Here is an 18,543-nt window from a genome sequence, read left to right as displayed (position 1 = left end):
GGTCACCTGGGGGACATTTGTCGGGATCGGGGTTACGGTCGGGGTATCGATGGAGCCGCTCGTTCGATGTGCGGGGTCTTCTTTGAGGTGAAGGGCCCAGAGCAGGAAGAGAACGGTCCGGGTGCTCCATGCCGATGCCGGAGACGGCGGTCCTCAAACCGCCCGGGGCGCACGCTCACCGCGACAGGGGGGCACGGCCTGCCGGTCACAGCCCGGGGCATGCTGCCTGGTCGATCCGAGACCGGTCTCGTACCGGTCTGACGCGCCAGTTGACCGCAAGGCGGTGGCCTGCCATGGCACCCGAGCACGACCGAACTGCCGAATCATCCGAAGAGCGACCGGCCGGGACCCGCGAGGAGTACCGAGCCCTGCGCCCGCTGTTCGAGCGCCTGGCCGCGCTTCCCGAGTCCGATCCGGACCGGAGCGAGATCCGCGACCGGCTCATCTGCGGCCACCTGCCGCTGGCCGAGCACATCGCGTACCGGTACTCGCGCAAGGGGATCGCGACCGACGATCTGATCCAGGTCGCGACGGTCGGCCTGATCCACGCCGTGGACCGCTTCGACCCGGCCTTCGGCAAGGAGTTCCTGTCCTATGCGGTGCCGACCATCATGGGGGAGGTGCGGCGCCACTTCCGCGACACCGCTTGGCCGATGCGCGTCCCGCGCCGGCTGCAGGAGCTGCGGATCGCGATCAACAACGCCACCGCCGACCTCGCCCAGACGCTCGGTCGCCCCGCGACCGGGCCGGAGCTGGCCGAGCATCTGGGCGTGTCCGAGGCGGAGGTCGCCGAAGGGCTCGAAGCGCGCCAGGCGTTCCGGTCGGTCTCGCTGGACGAGCCCGCGCACGCCGACACCGGGGCGGGGGCGCTGGCGGAGACGTTGGGCGCTGAGGATCTGGCGCTGCGTCTGGTCGATGACATCGGGGCGCTGGCGCCGCTGCTGCGGGAGCTTCCTGAGCGGGAGCAGCGGATCCTGGCGTTGCGGTTCTTCGGGGAGCGGACCCAGGCGCAGATCGGCGAGGCGGTGGGCCTGTCGCAGATGCACGTCTCGCGCCTGCTCAAGCAGACCCTCGAGGAACTGCGCGAACGCATGCTCACCGCACCGAAATGAAGCTGCCGAGCCGGTTCCGACCGGCCTACGCAGATGAACACCGCTCCGGGCGGCTCGCAGCGATGCCCGAGCGAATACGCGCTGCCGCAACCGGGTACCCCTCGCCGCGACACGATCGAGCGGACGGGATGTCCGCACCTGAGCGGCGAGGGATCTGGGCACGATGACTGAGAAGAAGCACTCGGGCGACGCAGCGACGATGCCGGAGGACATCTCGCATCGGACCAGCCCGTTCGACAAGTTCGCGACGAAGGCGTCCGAGCTCGCGGCTCGGGCCCCGTTCTTCCTGTTCTGCCTGCTGCTGGTGGTGATCTGGGCGCCGTCGATCATCTGGCTGCCGATGGAGCTGTGGCAGCTGATCATCAACACCACGACCACGATCATCACGTTCCTGNCTCGCCGACCTCATGCAGCACACCGCCAAGGAGGACCCGGACTCCCACGACCTGGACGACTGCCGCGAGCAGCTGCGCCGGGCCGTGGGTCTCGAGGACGATGAGAGCGCTTGATCGCGACTGGAGGAGGAGCTCATGCAGATCAGTGCCGAAGGACCGGTAGTCGCAGCGCTCGTGCGTGAGGCCGAGGGCGCGGCGTCGGGGCGCGCGGGACGGACGGTGCACGGGGGCAGCGGCCGCATCCTGGGCCAGACTCTGGTCGCGCTCAAGCGTGGTGCGGTGCTGGAGGACAATCCGAACCCCGCCGAGACCACGTTCCTGGTGATCCGTGGACGCGTCCGCCTCTCCGCCGGGGGCGACGTCCAGGAAGGCGGGGCCTTCGAGCTCCTGGCCGCGCCCGACGCCCCTGACTACGACCTCGAAGTCCTGGAGGACGCCGTCGTCCTTCTCACTGTCGCTCGCCACTGACCGGGCACCGCCGGGGGCGATCGCTCGCGCGAAGTGCGAGAGTGACGGGGCGCCCTGGTGGGCTGACACACCGGTGACGGTGCCGTCGTCGTCGGTGGTGAAGCGGCCCTTGGAGAGTTCGATCAGGACCAGTTCGTTGCCGAAGGCGTCACTGACGCCGATGACGCGGCCGACCGGGAGTTCGATCGGCTCGGTCGTCACGGCCCCGCCCGCGGCCTCGATCCGCTGGGCGGCGGCGTCGACGGTGTCGACCAGCAGATCGATCTCGGCGGTGGGTCGCTCGGTCTGGACGACCAGTTCCGTCTCGGAGTCAGGAAGCCGCAGCCCGGCCTGAGTTTCGGTCCGCCGGATCAGCTCATGGCCGAGCTTGCCGCAGTAGAAGTCGATCCCGGCCTCCAATGAAGGGACCGGCAGCCGGATGCAGTCGACGGACCTGAGCACAGGCCGATCGCTCACGCTCCCCCCTTGCTGCTCAAGATCCGCCGGCTCAGTCTGCGCTCGGGCTTCAGGATTTGGCCTGCTTCTTCAGCTCGCGTTCGAGCCGGGCCTTGTTCATGTCCGAGGCGCCGCTCATGTTCATGTTGCGGGCCTGCATCTCCAGCTCCTTGCGAGTGGCCTCGCCGGGCCGGTCGCCCAGGTGCGCGGCGCGGGAGGCGGCGAAGGCCGCGCCGAGTTCGGTGCGGCGGGCGTCGTCGAGGCGAGACTTCATCCCCGGCAGGACGGAGGACTCCTCCTCCTGGACGTGGTGGGTCACCGAGTCGACCAGCTCTTGGAGCACGGCGTCGAACCCCGGCGACTCGGGGTCGGCCTCGATGAGCTTGACGAGCAGCAGCTCGGCCTGCTCGTGCTCTTCCTGGGAGTGGGCGACCTCGTCGGTCTCGCCGGCCTCGGACTGGGCGACCGGGTAGACCTCGGCCTCCTCGGCGCGGCTGTGCGCCGTCAGCAGGGCCGCCAGCACCGGCACTGTCAGTGGCCGAGTCTCGGGGTGCTGCTTGAGCTGGTTGAACAGGCGCTCCACCTCGCGGTGGTCGGCCATGATCAGGTCCACTACATCGCCGCTCATAGATTCGCTCCTCTTGTCGTCTTGATGCTGCGTCGGTGATCGCTCGGTCAGGTGTTGAGGGCCTTGGCAGCGGCCCGCTTCGTTCCGGTGCGCCGGAGCAGGGAGTACCCCGCTCGCGGCTGGACATGCGAGCCCCATGAGCACGCCCAACAGGCGCGGGCACCCGCCGGCCACAAGGTCCCGCGAGGGGCCGCAGGTGACTGAGGGGGACAATGCGACGGGCAAGCCCGAGGAGCGGCAGGAGCCGCCCGGACGGCCCATGCGCGGGTTCAGGTGCTCTCGTCGTCTTCGAGGCCGACGGCGCGGTGCAGCTCGCTGCGGCGCTCGTTGAGGCGCTCGTCGCCGCCTTCGCGGGCGAGGTGTCCGAGGACGTCGGCGAGGCCGCCGGCGACGGCGTTGAGCTTGTGCTGGAGCGCGGCCTCATTGCGGGTCTCGCTGTTCTGCAGCAGCGCGACCATCAGGAACGTGATGATCGTGGTGATGGTGTCGATGATCAGGTGCCAGGTCAGCTTCTCGAACACGAAGAACGTGGGCGCCCAGATGAGGACGACCAAGGTGCAGAAGACGAAGTAGCCGGGGCGGCCTGTCAGCTTGGAGGCCCATGTCGAGAACCGGTCGAACCGCCCGACCCGTGCGTTGATGTCCGAAGGCATCGTGGCCGAATGTTCACCGGGGTCAACAGGGGTCTCACTCATCCCAGGAATATGCCCTGGTCCGCCGAACATAAACGGGAAATGGTGGTGGACTGACGTGGAGGCGCAGGGACGTGCATGGCCGCGATCTCGGCGGCGACGACCTCGGCGAGTGGAATGAGCGCTTCCTGCGCGGGGGCAGCTGTGCCGGTTCGCCTGCGGCGAGTCCGAGATGCCGCCGAGTTCGCCGCTCAAGTCAGTCTCGCCATGCTCTCCGATTGAGCGCGGCTTCGGATAGCCTGAGGCGTCTCGCGTCGCTTCACGGCATTCTTGGAGGCATTGTGGTCGTTCTCGTGACCGGCGCGAGCGGCAATGTCGGGTCGGTCGTCGCCCGAGAGCTCGCCGCCGAGGGCATTCAGGTGCGCACCACCGTGCACTCCGGGGCCGGGGAACCGGGTACCGTCCGGTTCGACTTCACCGATCCGGCCACCTGGGGACCCGCGTTCGACGGCGTGGACGCGATGTTCCTGGTCCGACCGCCCGCGATCGGCAACGTCGAACGGGACCTGCTGCCCGCGGTCGACGCCGCCCGAGCAGCCGGGGTCGAGCACGTGGTGTTCCTGTCGCTGCAAGGAGCCGAGCGGAACAAGGTCGTGCCGCACGCGAAAGTCGAATCGTGGCTCCGGGCCTCCGGCATGGCGTGGACGTTCGTCCGCGCCTCGTTCTTTCACCAGAACCTGTCCACCGTGCACCTCACCGACGTGCGCGACCGCGACGAGATCTTCGTGCCGGCCGGGCACGGCGCCACCGCGTTCGTCGACGCCGCCGACGTCGGCGCGGTCGCGGCCGCCGCGCTCGCCGACCGCGAAGCCCACGCGGACCGGGCCTGGACCGTGACCGGCCCGCGAGCGCTCACCTACGACCAGGTCGCTCAGATCCTCACCGCCGAACTGGGGCGTCCGATCCGATACGCGCGCCCCGGACTCCTGCGCTACATGCGCCACGCCAGACGGCACCTCCACATGCCCCGACCCATGGTGGCCGTCACCGCCGCCATCTACACCACGGCCCGCCTCGGCCTCGCCGCCGGCCTCACCGAAGACGTCGCCACCGTCCTCGGCCGGGCCCCAGTGGACTTCACCGAGTTCGCCCACCGGGAACGCGACGTCTGGATGGCCAGCGGCCCGCATCTCGACTGATGCTCAGGCCAAGGAGTCCTCGACCAGGTCACCTCACATGCGGGCGCAGGTTGCGCCGACGGCGACGGGTGCTCGACCCGCCAGGAGGTCCCGATCGCCGAGGCCGCCAGTGCCCACGCCGTCTCCCGCCGCCAGTACTCACGGGTAAGCGCCGTCGTCGCGGTGATGACAGTGGCCTCGCTGCTGCGGTTCCTGGACTGGTCGATGGGTCTACGCTCCCCGGGGGCGAGAACGCCACCGTCATGTTCGTCGTCCTACTCGACCTCGCCACCGTCCTCATCGGCAAGGGCCTCGCCGCACGCTGACCGCCCCGCTGCGCGCCAAGCTCAGGCGACGGGCAAGCCCGCGAGCCCGGCAATGAGACCGAGGGCGGCGCAGATGCCGAGGACGCGGAGGACCGACCATCGCAGGCCGAAGACGAGTACCAGTGCGATTACCGTGATCGCGACGGCGACCGGGCGGACCGAGGTGAGTTCGGGGAGCGTGAACTGGAACGGACCCGCATCGACGGCTCGGCTTTCGGCGAAGAGGGTGTTGACGGCGAAGTAGAGGGCGAGGTTGGCGATGACGCCGACGACGGCGGCGGTGATGCCGGTGAGCGCTGCCGACAGGCGCTGGTTGTTCCGCAGCCGCTCGATGTAGGGGGCGCCGAGGAAGATGAACAGGAAGCAGGGCACGAACGTGACCCAGGTGGTGAGGAGTGCGCCGAGGACGCCTGCGGTCCAGGGGTTGAGGTCGCCGGGGTTGTTGTAGGCGCCGAGGAAGGCCACGAACTGGACGACCATGATCAGCGGTCCCGGTGTCGTCTCGGCCAGGGCGAGGCCCTTGACCATGTCGGTCGCGGAGAGCCATGCGTAGTGCTCGACGGCACTTTGGGCGACGTAGGCGAGGACGGCGTAGGCGCCGCCGAAGGTCACGACCGCGGTGCCGGAGAAGAACAGGCCCTGGGCGGTGAACACCGAATCGGAGCCGGTCAGCAGGATCATCGCGAGGACCGGTGCGGCCCAGAGGATCAGGCCGACGGCGATGATACGGGTCGCGCGCCTGCCACTGGGTGCTTCGTGGTGGAGGGCGTCGTCGGCGATGAGCGGGGCGGGGCCGTCGTCGGCCTTGCCGTGGCTGCCGTTCTTCAACACGCCCGGCCTCCAATGTCCGATCGCCCATCCGGCGAGGGCCGCGGTGGCGATGACGATCGGGAAGGCGATCCCGAACAGCGCCAAGGCCAGGAACGCGGCGACGGCGAGCGCGATGAGGAGCGGGTGGGAGAGGGCGCGTTTGCCGACACGGTGCACGGCCTGGGCGACGATCGCCACGACCGCGGGGGCGAGTCCGGCGAAGAGGGCGGTGACGATGGTGGTGTCGCCGAAGGCGACGTAGACGATGGAGAGGACGAGCAGGGCGAGGGCACCGGGGATGACGAACAGGATGCCGGCGGCGAGGCCGCCGCGCACCCCGTTGAGAAGCCAGCCGACGTAGATGGCGAGCTGCTGGGCTTCGGGGCCGGGCAGGAGCATGCAGTAGTTGAGGGCGTGGAGGAACCGCTGCTGGCCGATCCAGCGGCGTTCGTCGACCAGGGTGCGCTGCATGACGGCGATCTGCCCGGCCGGACCGCCGAAGGTCTGGAGCGAGATGAGGAACCACGCTCGCAGCGCGGTCCGGAAGGGCACCACGTCGCCTTGGATCGTCACTGGCTGCTCGTCACGAGTCGGTTCGGTGCGGTCGGGTTGCGTGCTCATTGGGCAAGGGGTCCTTCACAGGTCAGGCGGGTTCGCGGCCGATGAGGGTCTGGCGGCGGTAGTACTCGTAGAGGCCGTCGAAGAGGGGCCGGGTGTGGGCGATGGTCTGCTCGTCGTCGCACACCATCGACAAGGCGCGCAGGGCGATGTCGATGCCGTGGGCCTCGGGGACGTCGAAGCGCTCGTCGTCGAGGTCGGCCTCATGGACGGTCTCTGCGATGCGCCACAGCACCGGGTCGGTCAACTCGTAGCGGCGCAGGATGGTCTCGAAGGTGCAGTCGCCGCCTTGGTGTCCGAGGTCGACGCCGCGCATGTCGAACGGCGTCGCGTCCACGGGGACGTGGGCGGGGTCGGTGACGAACACGAACTCCGCGTCCGGGTCGACGGCACGGCGGATCAGCCAGATGCACGCGGCCCGGTCGATGTGGATGTTCGCCCGCGTCGCCCACCTCATCGCTCCACCGCCCTCGTCTCGACGCTGCGGTGCAGGTCGGCGACGGCGCGGCGGGCCTCCTCGCGCTCGGGCGGCGGGAAGTAGTCGCGTCGGCCGATGCGTTGGAGTTCAGCCCGCAGCCGCCGCACCACCGGGACGCGCTCGGCCTCGGGCAGCTCGGCGGCGGCTGCGGCCGTTTCGAGGACGGCCCGGTATTCGACCGCCCGGGCTTCGGCCATGGCCGAAGCCAGATCCCGCTCTTGGGCGAGGGCCGCGGGCCGGGCGATCCAGATCGCCGCCGATCCGCCGCCTTGGACGGCTTCGTCGGCGATCCATTCCAGGTGCTCTCGTGTCCTGGCGTCGGCCGGCAGCGCGACCAGGCCGTCGGAGATCTGCGCGACGCCGAGCCGTTTGAGCTTGCGCCACAACGCGATCCGTGGACTCGACGGCTCCCGCGGCATCCGGTACGACAACAGCACCCACTCGCCCGATGACGACCCGCCAATGCTCATGTAACCATGGTTGCATGAAACCACGGTTACATCAAAGCGGGGTGCTACACGCCTCGCTGTCCACCGGTCCAACGTGCCGACGTCGACCAGGAGCTACCGCGACCCGGGGGCCACGAGCAACTTGAAACGAGTTCTCAGAGGTCAGGCCAGGAGCTCGGCCAGCAGTGCGCGGACGCGTGCGTCGATGTCGTCTCTGAGGGTGCGGGCGAAGTCGAGGTCGGCTCCGGCGGGGGACGTCGAGGTCCCAGTTCAGGTACCGCTTGCCCGGGTAGATCGGGCACGCGTCGCCGCAGCCCATGGTGATGACGACATCCGAGGCCCGCACGGCCTCGTCGGTGAGCGGCTTGGGGAACTCCTGGGCGATGTCGAACCCGGCTTCGGCGAGCGCGGCGACCACGGCCGGGTTCACCGATCCGGCGGGGGTCGATCCGGCCGAGCGGACGACGACACGCCCGGCCCCGTGGTGGGCCAGGAGCGCGGCGGCCATCTGGGAGCGCCCGGCGTTGTGCACGCACACGAACAGCACCTCCGGGACGTCGGGGACGGCGAGTCCGTTGGCTTTCGCGGTGGCGGCCAGGCGTTCGGCGGCTCCGTTAGGCGGGCGGCAGAGGTGTCCAGGAGCATCGCCGCGGCGGGCGGGATGGTGAGCGCGTCGGCATCGGACATGGCAGGGGTCCCTTCGATCCAGGGCACTCGAACTTGATGAACATCTAATTAGAGAGATGTCGAACTTGTATCGGCGTGAACATCGGCGGTCACGTGCGCAAACGCCGGGCGAACCCCTGGCATCGACACGCTGCTTGGTGCCCGAGTTGCCCCAGGCTCGATCTTTATGACCGGCATGTCCGAGTGGTGGGTTGGTTCGATCCTCGTCAAAATAGGCGCATGTCGAAGCAACCTGCACGGACCCCGCTCCCGCTCGCGCTGGCCGACTGCCACACGCCCCTGGTCGCTGAGCCGTTGAGCGCCGACCAGGCCGAGCGGCTCGCGCCCTCGTTCAAGGCCCTCGGCGACCCGATCCGGCTGCGCCTGCTCTCGCTCATCGCCTCCTTCGAAGGCGGTGAGGCGTGCGTGTGCGACCTGACCGACACGTTCGACGTCTCCGCACCGACCATCTCCCACCACCTCAAAGTGCTGCGCGAGATCGGCCTGGTCTCCTCCGAGCGACGCGGCACCTGGGTGTATTACCGCGCCGAGCAGCCCGCCCTCGACCTGCTCTCCACGATCCTCTCGGTCCCGCAGCAGGCCGGCGCATGACCGCGACAGAAGTCCCGACCGCCGCGGGCGCGCGGCTGTCGACCCTCGACAAGTACCTGCCTATCTGGATCGGCGCCGCCATGCTCGCGGGCATCGCCCTCGGTCAGTGGATACCAGCGGTGGGCAAGGCGCTCAACGCGATTCAGATTGGCGGCATTTCACTCCCGATCGCGGCCGGGCTGCTGGTCATGATGTACCCGGTCCTTGCGAAGGTCCGCTACGACCGCCTCGACACCGTCACCGCCGACAGGCGGCTCTTGGCTTCCTCGCTGGCCCTGAACTGGCTCGTCGGGCCCGCGCTCATGTTCGCCCTTGCCTGGGTCTTCCTCCCCGACCTTCCCGAGTTCCGCACGGGCCTGATCATCGTGGGCCTGGCCCGGTGCATCGCCATGGTCATCATCTGGAACGACCTCGCCTGCGGCGACCGCGAAGCCGCCGCTGTTCTGGTGGCCTTGAACTCGGTGTTCCAGGTGATCGCCTTCGGCGGCCTCGGCTGGCTCTACCTCGACGCCCTCCCGCGCTGGCTCGGCCTCGACGCCACCGGCCTCGACGTCTCCGGCTGGGAGATCGCCGCGAATGTCGCGGTCTTCCTCGGCATCCCGCTCGCCGCCGGATACCTGACCCGGGCCCTGGGCGAGCGGCGCAGGGGCCGGGACTGGTACGAGTCGCGATTCCTGCCGCGCATCGGGCCGTTCGCGCTCTACGGGCTGCTGTTCACCATCGTCGTGCTGTTCGCGCTCCAAGGTGAGGCGATCATCGCCCAGCCCTTGGACGTCGTGCGCATCGCGCTCCCGCTCCTGGCGTACTTCGCGCTCATGTGGGCCGGGTCCTTCCTCCTGGGCAAAGGCATCGGCCTGAACTACGAGCGGACCACGACCCTCGCGTTCACCGCCGCGGGCAACAACTTCGAACTCGCCATCGCCGTCGCCATCGCGACCTTCGGCGCCGCCTCCGGCCAGGCCCTCGCCGGCGTCGTCGGACCCCTCATCGAAGTCCCCGTCCTCGTCGGCCTGGTCTACGTCAGCCTGTGGGCCCGCCGGTTCTTCCGCGCACCCGAACCGCAGGAGACCCGCTTATGACCATCAACAGCTCTGCTACACAAAGGAACATCGCCATGTCCAAGCCGTCCGTGCTCTTCGTCTGCGTCCACAACGCCGGGCGCTCCCAGATGGCCGCCGGGTGGCTCACCCACCTCGCAGGCGACCGCGTCGAAGTCCGCTCCGCCGGGTCCGCCCCGGCCGACCAGGTCAACCCCGCCGCCATCGAAGCCATGAAAGAAGTCGGCATCGACATCTCCGACCAGTCGCCGAAGATCCTCACCGTCGACGCCGTCGAGGCGTCGGACGTGTGCATCACCATGGGCTGCGGCGACGCCTGCCCGATCTTCCCCGGGAAGCGCTACCTCGACTGGAAACTCGACGACCCCGCCGGGCAGGGCGTCGAAGCCGTCCGCCCCATTCGCGACGAGATCAAGACCCGCATCGAGGGCCTGCTGGCCGAACTCTTCCCCGAGGGCCAGAACGCATGAGCACCGGCGGGGTCCGCAACGTGCTGGAGTCCAAGGGGGGCGATCATATGCGGCCGCCCGTCCGGAGCGCGGGAAGGCGGCGGCACCTCGCAGCCGCTCGCCGGAGCGCAGGCCGCACCGAAGATCACCATCGGGCTCCGGAGCACCATGCTCATTCGCGGCCCGGTCCGGCGATTTCGATTTCCGGTGCTTCGACCCCGCTGGTGACGGGGGTTCGGGGCATCGGGGCGGATGCGGCATCGGGCGGGCTTGCCGGGATCGCGTCGGGGGCGGTGTCGTGGATGACCGGGAGCCTCGTCCAGCGGAGCAGGGTGCGGAGCTGGCCCGCGGCGTGCTGGATCGCGGGATCGGCGCTGAAGCGCATGGCGGTTTCGAGCGCCCGGATCTCATCGGAGAGGCGCATGGCGCGACTGCGGTGGTCGGCGAGTTCGATGACGGCTTCGCGGCTGCCGGTCTCGGAGAGCAGCACCAGGATCGGCCGGTAGCTGCCGACTTGTTCGCGCGCCTCGGCGCTGCCCGGTTGTGAACCTGGAACCTTCTCCAGGCGCACTTCCGAACGGACCTGGGAGAGGTCGAGGGCTGTGGGCGCGCGCCGTCCGGACCTCACCACGGTCAGCTCGGTGCCGTCGAGGTACAACAGATCACCCGCGCCCACCTGGAACGCGTAGCCGATGCCGTAGGGCACGATCAGGAGGATGAGCCCGACGATGACGCCGGTGCCCTCGTAGGAGAGCCCGGTGCCACTGCTGCTGCGGTAGGTCGAGCCGTGATACGCGGTCCATTCGAATCCGCCGTCCATGGTTCCGAGGACAACGGACACTGCGAGGAGGGCGACCCCGAGGCAGGTGCCCGTGATACGCATGCGGCGGACGAAGACGGCCATCTGTTCGGGGCCGAGGAAGGAGCCGATTCGCGACTCCATGCGCCGACCGCTGAATGACTTACCGGACATTGCGAGATCTGATCCCATCGGGTTGAGGTTTCGACACGGCGGCGGTCTTGGGCATCAGACTTCCTCGGTCTCGGTGTGCATGGGGGTCTCAGCCTTTCGCGTCGAACTCGCGCCAGCCGACATGGCGGCGCTCGAGCACCCGCCGCCATTCGCGATCGCTGAGGCCGTCGAGTTCGTTCCAGTACCCCAGCGGCATTTCGCCGACCCGGATCAGGTCGGCCTCGTCCAAGTAGACCAGCCCGCGGTCGAGGACGACCTCCAGCAGCCGCTGCCGCGCCTTCGCGGCGCGCGCCCGCTTGTCGCCCCTGGGCCCGCGCCGAGGGGGCTTGCGGCGCTTCGCCCGCCCTTCTGGTTTCGAGAAGGCGCCGAGCAGGAATGCCACCGCGCCGACGAGGGCCGTTGCGATGATCAGCCAGGGCAGCCAGCCCTCGGCCGAGACGGGCGAGAGCGCGAGCACCGCCCACGAAGCGACAGCGGCGAGCGCGCTGGTTCCGGCGACGGCGAGCAGCATCGGGCTCCGGCGCCGCGTCTCCCACCACATGCTCAGCATCGAGCCGACGCTGACCAACCCGAACAGGAACAGCACGGTCGCCGGGGAGAGCCACCCGTTGGCGGCGTCCTGGCCGTCCTGGGCGGCGGCGGCGATCGCCGCGAAGCCGACCACCGCGCCGCCGACGGTCGGCACCGCCAGGACCGCGATGAGGACCCAGGCGACGACGCCGACCAGGCGCATCACCAAGGATCCGGGCAGCGGCGGGTACTCGCGCGCGAGCACGGCCGCTTCGGCCTCGCCCCAGCTGAACGGCTGCGGGAACTCCCTCTCCCGGGCCCAGGAGTCGACCGCGTCGCGCGCCCATTCGACTTCGGCCGCATCGGTCTTGCGCGCCCAGCTCTCGACCGCCTTCGGAAGCTCCATTGCTGCTCCTACTCGAGGCCGCAACCGCTGTCGGATCGCCGGCGAAACGTTCGTTCCCGTCTCCGCCCGCCCCAGCCGCGCGGCGGACCGATAGCACTTGCAGCGCCGCCGCGAATTCTACGGAACCCGCGCAAGAGCACCATTCTCCTCGAAGCCCGCATGGCCTTCCCCGGCGAACTCCTTGAACCCGCGAGGACGTCCGCTTCGAGTCTGCAGCCGAACCCAGCAACGAACCGCAACCCTTCCACCACGGCGCCGACGCGCATCGCGTCATGGTCGCCACCTGGCCGGTGGACGCGGGTCGGCAGAATGGGGACCTGCTCGAATCACGACGATGGAACGGGGTCCCTGATGGGCGTTTGGGAGCACATGTGGGTCGCGCCCGCCGAACCGGTCCGGATGCCGCTCGACCGCTTCGCACGGCTGTGCGCCGACCTGCTCGACGAGCGCGTGACGCGGCAGCGGTGGGTGCTGGTCACCGGCCGGCTCGACTCGGCCGCGCCGATCGCCATCGGGAACCAGGCGGCCGACGCCTTCCGCGAGCAGGCGCGCGACGAACTGCTCGGCACCACCGTCGAGACGTACCGGGGGCTCATGACCTTCCGCGCCTTCGGCACCGGCTCCCGCGAAGCGGCCGCCGCGCTCGCCGCGCTGCCCGCCGACTGCGGGGACGTCGCCGTCTACTTCCCCGGCCTCGATTTCGGCAACCCCGGGATGGCCGAGGTGTACGGGGACGTGAGCGACCCTGAGGCGGCGCTCTACTCCCTGGCCGAACCGACGGCGCTGCGGGACGAGCGGGACAACCCCGACTTCATGGGCCCGGACGGGCCCGACTTCGAGGTCGACCCGGTCGTCATGACCGAGCACCCGGTGCGCACGGTCTTCGCCACCTACGCGAAGAACGGCCCCACCCGCCCCCACGGGCCGCTCCGCGACGTCCTCCTGCGGCACTTCGGCGCCGGTATGCTGGAGTGCTGCGCCTTCGATTGACGACGGCCACCGGTCGTCGTGCATGAACAAGGATCCTCTTCCCAGGCCACTACCCTGGACGCGAGGCCTCTACCTGTCAGACGAATCCGCTACAAGAGCGGACCAACGTCCCTGAACGTCACACCCAGTCGGCCATCGCAGTCGTGGTCATGCCGTACCGCCATGGGTGTAAGCCAGGACGATGACGCCCGAGGCGAAGGTCGTGGTCTTGATCAACTTGAGGTGGGTGGTATTGAGGCCGTCCAGGAGGCGCTCGCCGCTGCCGGCGATGGTGGGGTACATCCAGAAGTGGTACTCGTCAACGAGTTTGTGCTCCAGCAGGGTGCGGTCCAGTTCGCCGGTGCCGAACTTCAGGATGTTCTGGCCGGGCTGCTCCTTGAGCCCGGCGACCTCCTTGGCGACGTCGCCGTCAAGGATGGTGGCGTTCCAGGTGGTCTCGGTGAGGGTGCGGGAGGCGACGTACTTGGGCAGGCTGTTCATCCGGACCGCGTACTCGCCCTCGACCGCCTCCATACGCGGCCAGACCCTGGCGAAGTCCTCATAGGTCCGCCGCCCCAGCAGCAGCGCGTCGGAGGCGAACAGCAGGTCGCGGGCGTATCCGGCGTATTCCTCGTCGAAGTAGGGGCGGCCCCATTTCTCTGGTGCGGAGATAGCCCCGTCCAGGGTCACAAACGTCGACTCGATGAGCTTCCTCATTACTGGCCCTTTCAAAGCTGGCTGGTTGGTGCTTCCGGGTGCGGCCAGGAGCCGCACAGGTCGATTGCAGTTGCAGCGGGTCGGTTGCCACCCGTACTCAGCACGTGCGGGTTTCTACGTGATGATCAGGCGATCTGCTCTGGGGCGGGGACGGCATGCTCGGCGGCCCGGCTGACCGGTTCCCAGCTCTCCCAGACCGCCATCCGCTGCCGGGAGATGTCGAAGGCGAGGTCGTAGACCATGCTGCCGAGCAGCAACCGCGGTGGCGGGTTGTCGCTGTCCACCAGCTTCAGCATCGCCGCGGCCGCCAGCTCGGGCTTGCTGTCGACCGACCCCTCCGCCCATTGCCTGGCGAGTTCCTCGCGGAGCGGGCCGTACGGCTCCAGCGGGGCGGTCGAGGCCATGCTGGTGTACAGGTCGGTCCAGTAGCCGCCGGGCTGCACGATGGTGACCTTGACGCCGAACGCCGCGGCCTCCATCGCCAGCGCCTCGCTCATGCCCTCCAGCGCGAACTTGCTCGCGCTGTACATCCCGGTGGTCGGGAAGCCGCCGAGACCGGCGATGCTGGAGATCTGCACGATGTGCCCGCTGTTCTGGCTGCGAAGGTGCGGCAGGGCGGCCTGGCAGACCCACAACGCGCCGAACAGGTTGACCTCCAGCTGGGAGCGTGCCTCGGCCTCGGTGAACTCCTCGACCATGCCCGATGACATCGTCCCGGCGTTGTTGACCACGATGTCCAGCCGTCCGAAGCGCTCGACTGCGGAGGACACGGCGGCCATCACCGCGGCCCGGTCGGTCACATCCAGATTCAGCGTGAGTATCCGGTCGGCGTGGCGCTGGTCGAAGTGATCCTGGGTGATGCTCCGAGCGGCCGCGGCTACCTGGTCACCGCGTTCCAATGCGGCCGTGGCGAACGCGTGGCCCAAACCGCGGCTGGCGCCGGTGATGAACCATGTCCGCGGGGCAGCGGGTGTTGTGCGCAATGAAATCTCCTTCTGTCGAGACGAACCGTCTCGTCTCGACAGAATGCTACGGGCACTCGCCTGTGTTGTCAAGACGGAACGTCTCGTCTTTGTTTGCTAGGCTGCGGGCATGATGACGCAGCGTCCGTCGCCGGCGAGCGCGGCCCGCCGCAGCGAGGCCTCTCGGCGGGCCATCCTCACCGCCGCGTTCGAGCTGGTCCAGGAAGTGGGATACGCCAAACTGAGCATCGAGGGCATCGCCGCACGGGCCGGTGTCGGCAAGCAGACCATTTACCGCTGGTGGCCATCGAAGGGCGCGGTGCTCCTCGAGGCCTTCCTCATGCTCAGCGAAGGCGAGGACGGTCAGCCCGCGGCGCTGCCCGACACCGGCGATCTGCGGGCCGACCTGACCACGGTGCTGCGTGCCACGGTTGAGGAACTGAACGATCCACGCTTCGACGTGCCGATGCGGGCGCTGGCCACCGAGGTCGCGCACGATCCGAAGTTGGCCGCCGATTACGCCGAGCGACTTGACCGGCCGCTGAGGATGATCAAGTTGGAGCGGCTGCGAAGCGCGCAGCGGGCTGGACAACTCGCCGAGGACCTCGACCTCGATGTGGCAGTGGACATGGTGTGGGGTCCGGTGCTCAACCGCTGGCTGCAGCGCAGCGGGCCTCTCACCATCGAGTACGTCGACAGCGTCGTCACGACCGCCCTCAACGGGTTGCGTCACCGCCCTTAGGCGATCCAGGGCGGGGTGCCATGATCGGCACCGTCCGGAGTGCGGGCGCGTGCGGTACCCGCGGTGACCGCGGCGGTGTATCCCTCCCCGCCCGCCGTGATGCGGCGCGGTGCGTCTGCGGGCCATGGCGGGTCACAACGTCCCCCGATGGCGACCGCAACGGTGATGGCACCGTGCGAGTCAAAAAGCCGACGACCCTGCTGGTCATCGGCCTTGTGCAACATGAATTATATTCACGCTTATCAATATTATGTGCCCCCGGCAGGATTCGAACCTGCGACGCACGGTTTAGGAAACCGACGCTCTATCCCCTGAGCTACGGGGGCGACGGATGCCGAGTCTAGCCGATCGGTCGGGAGCGGGCGAGGCGGCGCAGCTCGACGGCGGCGAGCCTGGCGGTCTCGGCGGCGTCGTCGTCGGGCTGCTGCTGGGACCGGCGTTCGGCGTCGACGCGGTGCAGGTAGGTCTCCACTTCGAGGGCCTGGCGGGGGTCCTCCCAGCCGAGGACGGCGCCCGCGAGTGCGGCGGCGTCGGCGGCTGCGAGGGTGCCGCGGTCGAAGGACTCGATCGACAGGCGCAGCCGCCGCGTCAGGAGGTCGTCGAGGTGCAGCGCGCCTTCGTACCGGGCCGCGTAGACGACCTCGGCGCGCAGGTAGTCGCTCTCGGCGAGCGGCCGGCCCAGCTGGGGCTGCTCGGCGATCATCGTCAGCAGTTGGGGCGCCAAGCTGCCGTAGCGGCGCAGCAGGTGCTCGACCACGGCGACGGAGGTCTTGGCGCGCTTGGCGATCCGTGCGCGGTTGTCCCAGTAGACCGCGAAGCCGTCGGCGCCGAGGAGGGGGAGGAGGTGGGTCCCGCTGGCGGGCACGTCGGGGCCGAGGCGGGCGGCGGCGGCGTCGACCGCGTCGCGCGCCATGATCCGGTAGGTCGTCAGCTTGCCGCCCGCCACGAAGAACAGGCCCGGTTCGGGCTCGACCACGGCGTGCTCGCGGCTGAGCTTCGAGGTCTCCTCGGTCTCGCCGCGCAGCAGCGGCCGCAGCCCCGCGTAGACGCCCTCCACCTGCGACACGTCGAGGCGCCGGCCCAGGACGTCGCCGGCCTGCTGGAGCAGGTAGGCGACGTCGCTCGCCGACGCGGCCGGGTGGGCCGGGTCGAGGTCCCACGCGGTGTCCGTGGTGCCGACCAGCCAGTGCCGGTCCCACGGGATGATGAACAGGACGCTCCACTTCGTGCGCGAGATGATCCCCGCCGAGCCCCGGATCGCCGCCTCCGGGAGCACCAGGTGCACGCCCTTGGACGCCTTCACCGCCATGCCGGACCGCTCGGGGAGCATCCGCGCCAGCTCGTCGCTCCACACGCCCGCGGCGCAGACGACGGTCCGCGCCCGCACGGTCCGCTTCGTCCCCGACTCGACGTCGAGGACCTCCACCCCCGCGAGGCGGCCCCGCTCGCGGACGAAGCCGACCGCCTGGGCCGAGGTCGCCACCGCCGCGCCGAGCGAGGCCGCGGTGCGGGCCAGGGCCACGACCAGGCGGGCGTCGTCGACCTGGGCGTCGTAGTAGCGGATCGCCCCGTGGACGCGCGGGTCGAGGTCGGGGAAGGCGCGGAGGGCGCCCGCGCGGGAGAGGTGCCGGTGCCAGGGGAGGCCGCCGCGGCCGGTGCGGGCGGCGCCGAAGCCCATCGCGGTCGCGAGGACGTCGTAGGCGGCGACGCCCGCGCCGTAGTACGCCCGCTCCCACACCCCCTTGAGCGGCAGGAGGAACGGCACGGGCCGCACCAGGTGCGGGGCGAGGCTCCCGGCGAGGAGGCCGCGCTCGGTGAGGGCCTCGTGGACCAGGCCGAGCTCGAGCTGCTCCAGGTAGCGCAGGCCGCCGTGGACGAGCTTGCTCGACCGCGAGGAGGTGCCGGAGGCCAGGTCGCGGGCCTCGACGAGGGCGGTCTTCAGGCCCCGGGACGCCGCGTCGACGGCGGCTCCGGCGCCGGTCGCGCCGCCGCCGACGACGAGCACGTCGAACACGTCCCGGCCGAGCCGCTCCAGATCCGCCCGCCGCCGCTCCGGGGAGAGGCGGCCGGCCTGCGATCGGGTCCACGAGGCGGGCGTGCGCATGCGTTCACGATACGTGCAGCGAGCTGGGCTGACACCCGTCTCCGCGCACCCGGCGCGTAAATTGGAGGGGTGAGCCCGCACCCCCCTTCGCGCCCGGACAAGCTCACCGTCTTCGCCCGGTTCCTCCAGTTCAAACTGCGGGTCCCGGTCATCGTCGCGGTGTGCGTCTCCATTCCCGCCGTGTTCCTCACCGTCTGGACCGACGGCGACCTCGCCTTCGCGGGCAAGGTGATCGGGTGGACGGCGGGGGCCGTCCTGTGGTTCGAGTCGGTGGTGCTGCTGGTCGCGGCCGAGCACAAGCGCGACTGGCTGTGGCGGCACAAGTGGATGCTGCTGGTCTGCGCGCTCACGCTGGTGAGCCTGGTGGTCGCCGCGGGCGGCGCGCAGGTGCTGCGGCTCGCGTACCTGGTGGGCACCATCAGGGCGCTGCGCGCGAAGCGGATCTTCGACGCCGCGGGCATCCTCGCGCGGCGCTTCAGCCTGGGCCTGTGGTGGAAGTCGGGCCTGTTCACGGGGGCGGGCGTGGTCGCGGCGGGGATCGCCGCGGTGCTGCTGTTCGACCCGGACGCCGAGTACCGGGAGCTGCTGCACTGGTTCGACGCGAACCTGCGGCTGCTGCCGATCCTCCTCGCGGGCGCGGTCCTGGCGGTCGCCACGTGGTACTTCGTGCGCTCGCGCACGGCGGCGCGGCGGGCCGGCAAGGTCCCCGCCGTCGAGGTCGTGGAGGCGGCGGTGTCGGTCCCCGAGCCGCGCCTCGCCGCCGAGGTCCCGGTCGAGGCCGCGGCGGCGGAGGCGGCGGAGGCCCCCTGAGTTCGTCCTTCCTCGACGCCGCGGCCGGTTCGAGTA

At 69.9% G+C, this 18,543-nt stretch carries 20 protein-coding genes, 1 tRNA gene and 1 pseudogene; 9 read left to right on the top strand and 13 right to left on the bottom strand.

All coding sequences use genetic code 11. From position 1 onward, the window contains the following. The first annotated feature begins 293 nt into the window (after window positions 1–293). A complete protein-coding gene (locus ABD419_RS17365; RefSeq protein ID WP_344488661.1) occupies window positions 294–1,112 on the top strand; it encodes a SigB/SigF/SigG family RNA polymerase sigma factor in 819 nt (272 codons plus the stop codon). Between the two features lie 163 nt (window positions 1,113–1,275). Next, window positions 1,276–1,611, top strand: a complete 336-nt coding sequence (locus tag ABD419_RS17360) for a low affinity iron permease family protein (RefSeq protein WP_344488658.1) — start codon at window positions 1,276–1,278, stop codon at window positions 1,609–1,611. On the opposite strand, the gene ABD419_RS17355 is transcribed toward ABD419_RS17360, so the two are convergent. The 3 genes from ABD419_RS17355 to ABD419_RS17345 form a co-directional block, all read right to left on the bottom strand. After that, entirely contained in the window at window positions 1,496–2,416 is a 921-nt protein-coding gene (locus ABD419_RS17355; RefSeq protein WP_344488678.1) for a VOC family protein, read from the bottom strand. The genes ABD419_RS17360 and ABD419_RS17355 overlap by 116 nt on opposite strands. Window positions 2,417–2,480: 64 nt before the next feature. Further along, window positions 2,481–3,038, bottom strand: a complete 558-nt coding sequence (locus ABD419_RS17350; RefSeq protein ID WP_344488655.1) for a hemerythrin domain-containing protein — start codon at window positions 3,036–3,038, stop codon at window positions 2,481–2,483. A 269-nt stretch (window positions 3,039–3,307) separates the two neighbouring features. Continuing rightward, a complete protein-coding gene (locus ABD419_RS17345; protein ID WP_344488652.1) occupies window positions 3,308–3,691 on the bottom strand; it encodes a low affinity iron permease family protein in 384 nt (127 codons plus the stop codon). 320 nt (window positions 3,692–4,011) lie between these two features. Between ABD419_RS17345 and ABD419_RS17340 the strand changes: the two genes are divergently transcribed. Beyond that, entirely contained in the window at window positions 4,012–4,869 is an 858-nt protein-coding gene (locus ABD419_RS17340) for an NmrA family NAD(P)-binding protein (RefSeq protein ID WP_344488649.1), read from the top strand. Between the two features lie 326 nt (window positions 4,870–5,195). On the opposite strand, the gene chrA is transcribed toward ABD419_RS17340, so the two are convergent. The 4 genes and pseudogenes from chrA to ABD419_RS17320 all read right to left on the bottom strand — a co-directional run. Then, window positions 5,196–6,605, bottom strand: a complete 1,410-nt coding sequence (gene chrA, locus ABD419_RS17335; RefSeq protein ID WP_344488646.1) for a chromate efflux transporter — start codon at window positions 6,603–6,605, stop codon at window positions 5,196–5,198. 22 nt (window positions 6,606–6,627) lie between these two features. Beyond that, window positions 6,628–7,059, bottom strand: coding sequence for a chromate resistance protein ChrB domain-containing protein (locus tag ABD419_RS17330; protein WP_344488643.1), 432 nt, complete (start codon window positions 7,057–7,059; stop codon window positions 6,628–6,630). Next, window positions 7,056–7,550: a Chromate resistance protein ChrB gene (locus ABD419_RS17325; RefSeq protein ID WP_344488640.1), complete on the bottom strand. Its 495-nt coding sequence runs from the start codon at window positions 7,548–7,550 to the stop codon at window positions 7,056–7,058. The genes ABD419_RS17330 and ABD419_RS17325 overlap by 4 nt, the downstream gene beginning before the upstream one ends. A 141-nt stretch (window positions 7,551–7,691) precedes the next feature. After that, a pseudogene (locus ABD419_RS17320) lies at window positions 7,692–8,139 on the bottom strand (arsenate reductase/protein-tyrosine-phosphatase family protein); the annotation flags it as partial. A gap of 296 nt (window positions 8,140–8,435) precedes the next feature. Here ABD419_RS17320 and ABD419_RS17315 point away from each other — a divergent pair. Genes ABD419_RS17315 through ABD419_RS17305 form a run of 3 tightly spaced genes read left to right on the top strand, consistent with a single transcriptional unit; the run spans window position 8,436 to window position 10,335 of the window. After that, entirely contained in the window at window positions 8,436–8,807 is a 372-nt protein-coding gene (locus ABD419_RS17315) for an ArsR/SmtB family transcription factor (protein WP_344488637.1), read from the top strand. After that, window positions 8,804–9,886 carry an ACR3 family arsenite efflux transporter gene (arsB, locus tag ABD419_RS17310; RefSeq protein WP_344488634.1) on the top strand — a complete coding sequence of 361 codons (1,083 nt, stop codon included), beginning with the start codon at window positions 8,804–8,806 and terminating at the stop codon, window positions 9,884–9,886. Before ABD419_RS17315 ends, arsB begins: the two co-directional genes overlap by 4 nt. Then, the gene (locus ABD419_RS17305; protein WP_344488631.1) at window positions 9,883–10,335 is read left to right on the top strand and encodes an arsenate reductase ArsC; all 453 of its coding nucleotides are present in this window, start codon (window positions 9,883–9,885) and stop codon (window positions 10,333–10,335) included. Before arsB ends, ABD419_RS17305 begins: the two co-directional genes overlap by 4 nt. A 151-nt stretch (window positions 10,336–10,486) precedes the next feature. Here the strand turns inward: ABD419_RS17305 and ABD419_RS17300 are convergent, their stop codons facing one another. Together ABD419_RS17300 and ABD419_RS17295 are read right to left on the bottom strand one after the other, a co-directional pair. Further along, window positions 10,487–11,257: a hypothetical protein gene (locus ABD419_RS17300; RefSeq protein WP_344488628.1), complete on the bottom strand. Its 771-nt coding sequence runs from the start codon at window positions 11,255–11,257 to the stop codon at window positions 10,487–10,489. Window positions 11,258–11,375: 118 nt separating this feature from the next. Next, window positions 11,376–12,203, bottom strand: coding sequence for a hypothetical protein (locus ABD419_RS17295; RefSeq protein WP_344488625.1), 828 nt, complete (start codon window positions 12,201–12,203; stop codon window positions 11,376–11,378). Window positions 12,204–12,554: 351 nt separating this feature from the next. Between ABD419_RS17295 and ABD419_RS17290 the strand changes: the two genes are divergently transcribed. Further along, window positions 12,555–13,193: a hypothetical protein gene (locus tag ABD419_RS17290; RefSeq protein ID WP_344488622.1), complete on the top strand. Its 639-nt coding sequence runs from the start codon at window positions 12,555–12,557 to the stop codon at window positions 13,191–13,193. 147 nt (window positions 13,194–13,340) lie between these two features. On the opposite strand, the gene ABD419_RS17285 is transcribed toward ABD419_RS17290, so the two are convergent. Beyond that, the gene (locus tag ABD419_RS17285) at window positions 13,341–13,889 is read right to left on the bottom strand and encodes a dihydrofolate reductase family protein (protein ID WP_344488619.1); all 549 of its coding nucleotides are present in this window, start codon (window positions 13,887–13,889) and stop codon (window positions 13,341–13,343) included. Window positions 13,890–14,014: 125 nt separating this feature from the next. Next, a complete protein-coding gene (locus tag ABD419_RS17280) occupies window positions 14,015–14,872 on the bottom strand; it encodes an SDR family oxidoreductase (RefSeq protein WP_344488616.1) in 858 nt (285 codons plus the stop codon). A 109-nt stretch (window positions 14,873–14,981) separates the two neighbouring features. Here ABD419_RS17280 and ABD419_RS17275 point away from each other — a divergent pair, with 109 nt between their 5' ends. Next, window positions 14,982–15,593, top strand: a complete 612-nt coding sequence (locus ABD419_RS17275) for a TetR/AcrR family transcriptional regulator (RefSeq protein ID WP_344488612.1) — start codon at window positions 14,982–14,984, stop codon at window positions 15,591–15,593. Between the two features lie 253 nt (window positions 15,594–15,846). On the opposite strand, the gene ABD419_RS17270 is transcribed toward ABD419_RS17275, so the two are convergent. Together ABD419_RS17270 and ABD419_RS17265 are read right to left on the bottom strand one after the other, a co-directional pair. Continuing rightward, window positions 15,847–15,919 (bottom strand) — tRNA-Arg (locus ABD419_RS17270). A 14-nt stretch (window positions 15,920–15,933) separates the two neighbouring features. Further along, the gene (locus ABD419_RS17265; protein ID WP_344488610.1) at window positions 15,934–17,697 is read right to left on the bottom strand and encodes a glycerol-3-phosphate dehydrogenase/oxidase; all 1,764 of its coding nucleotides are present in this window, start codon (window positions 17,695–17,697) and stop codon (window positions 15,934–15,936) included. A 69-nt stretch (window positions 17,698–17,766) separates the two neighbouring features. Between ABD419_RS17265 and ABD419_RS17260 the strand changes: the two genes are divergently transcribed. Beyond that, complete coding sequence (locus ABD419_RS17260) at window positions 17,767–18,507, top strand: metal-sensitive transcriptional repressor family protein (protein WP_344488607.1); 741 nt, start codon at window positions 17,767–17,769, stop codon at window positions 18,505–18,507. Window positions 18,508–18,543: the final 36 nt, after the last annotated feature.

This window comes from Glycomyces endophyticus, assembly GCF_039531525.1.
Lineage (GTDB): Bacteria > Actinomycetota > Actinomycetes > Mycobacteriales > Micromonosporaceae > Glycomyces > Glycomyces endophyticus.
The sequence above is the reverse complement of the archived record's forward strand: the minus strand, read 5'-3'. Positions and strand labels throughout refer to the sequence as shown.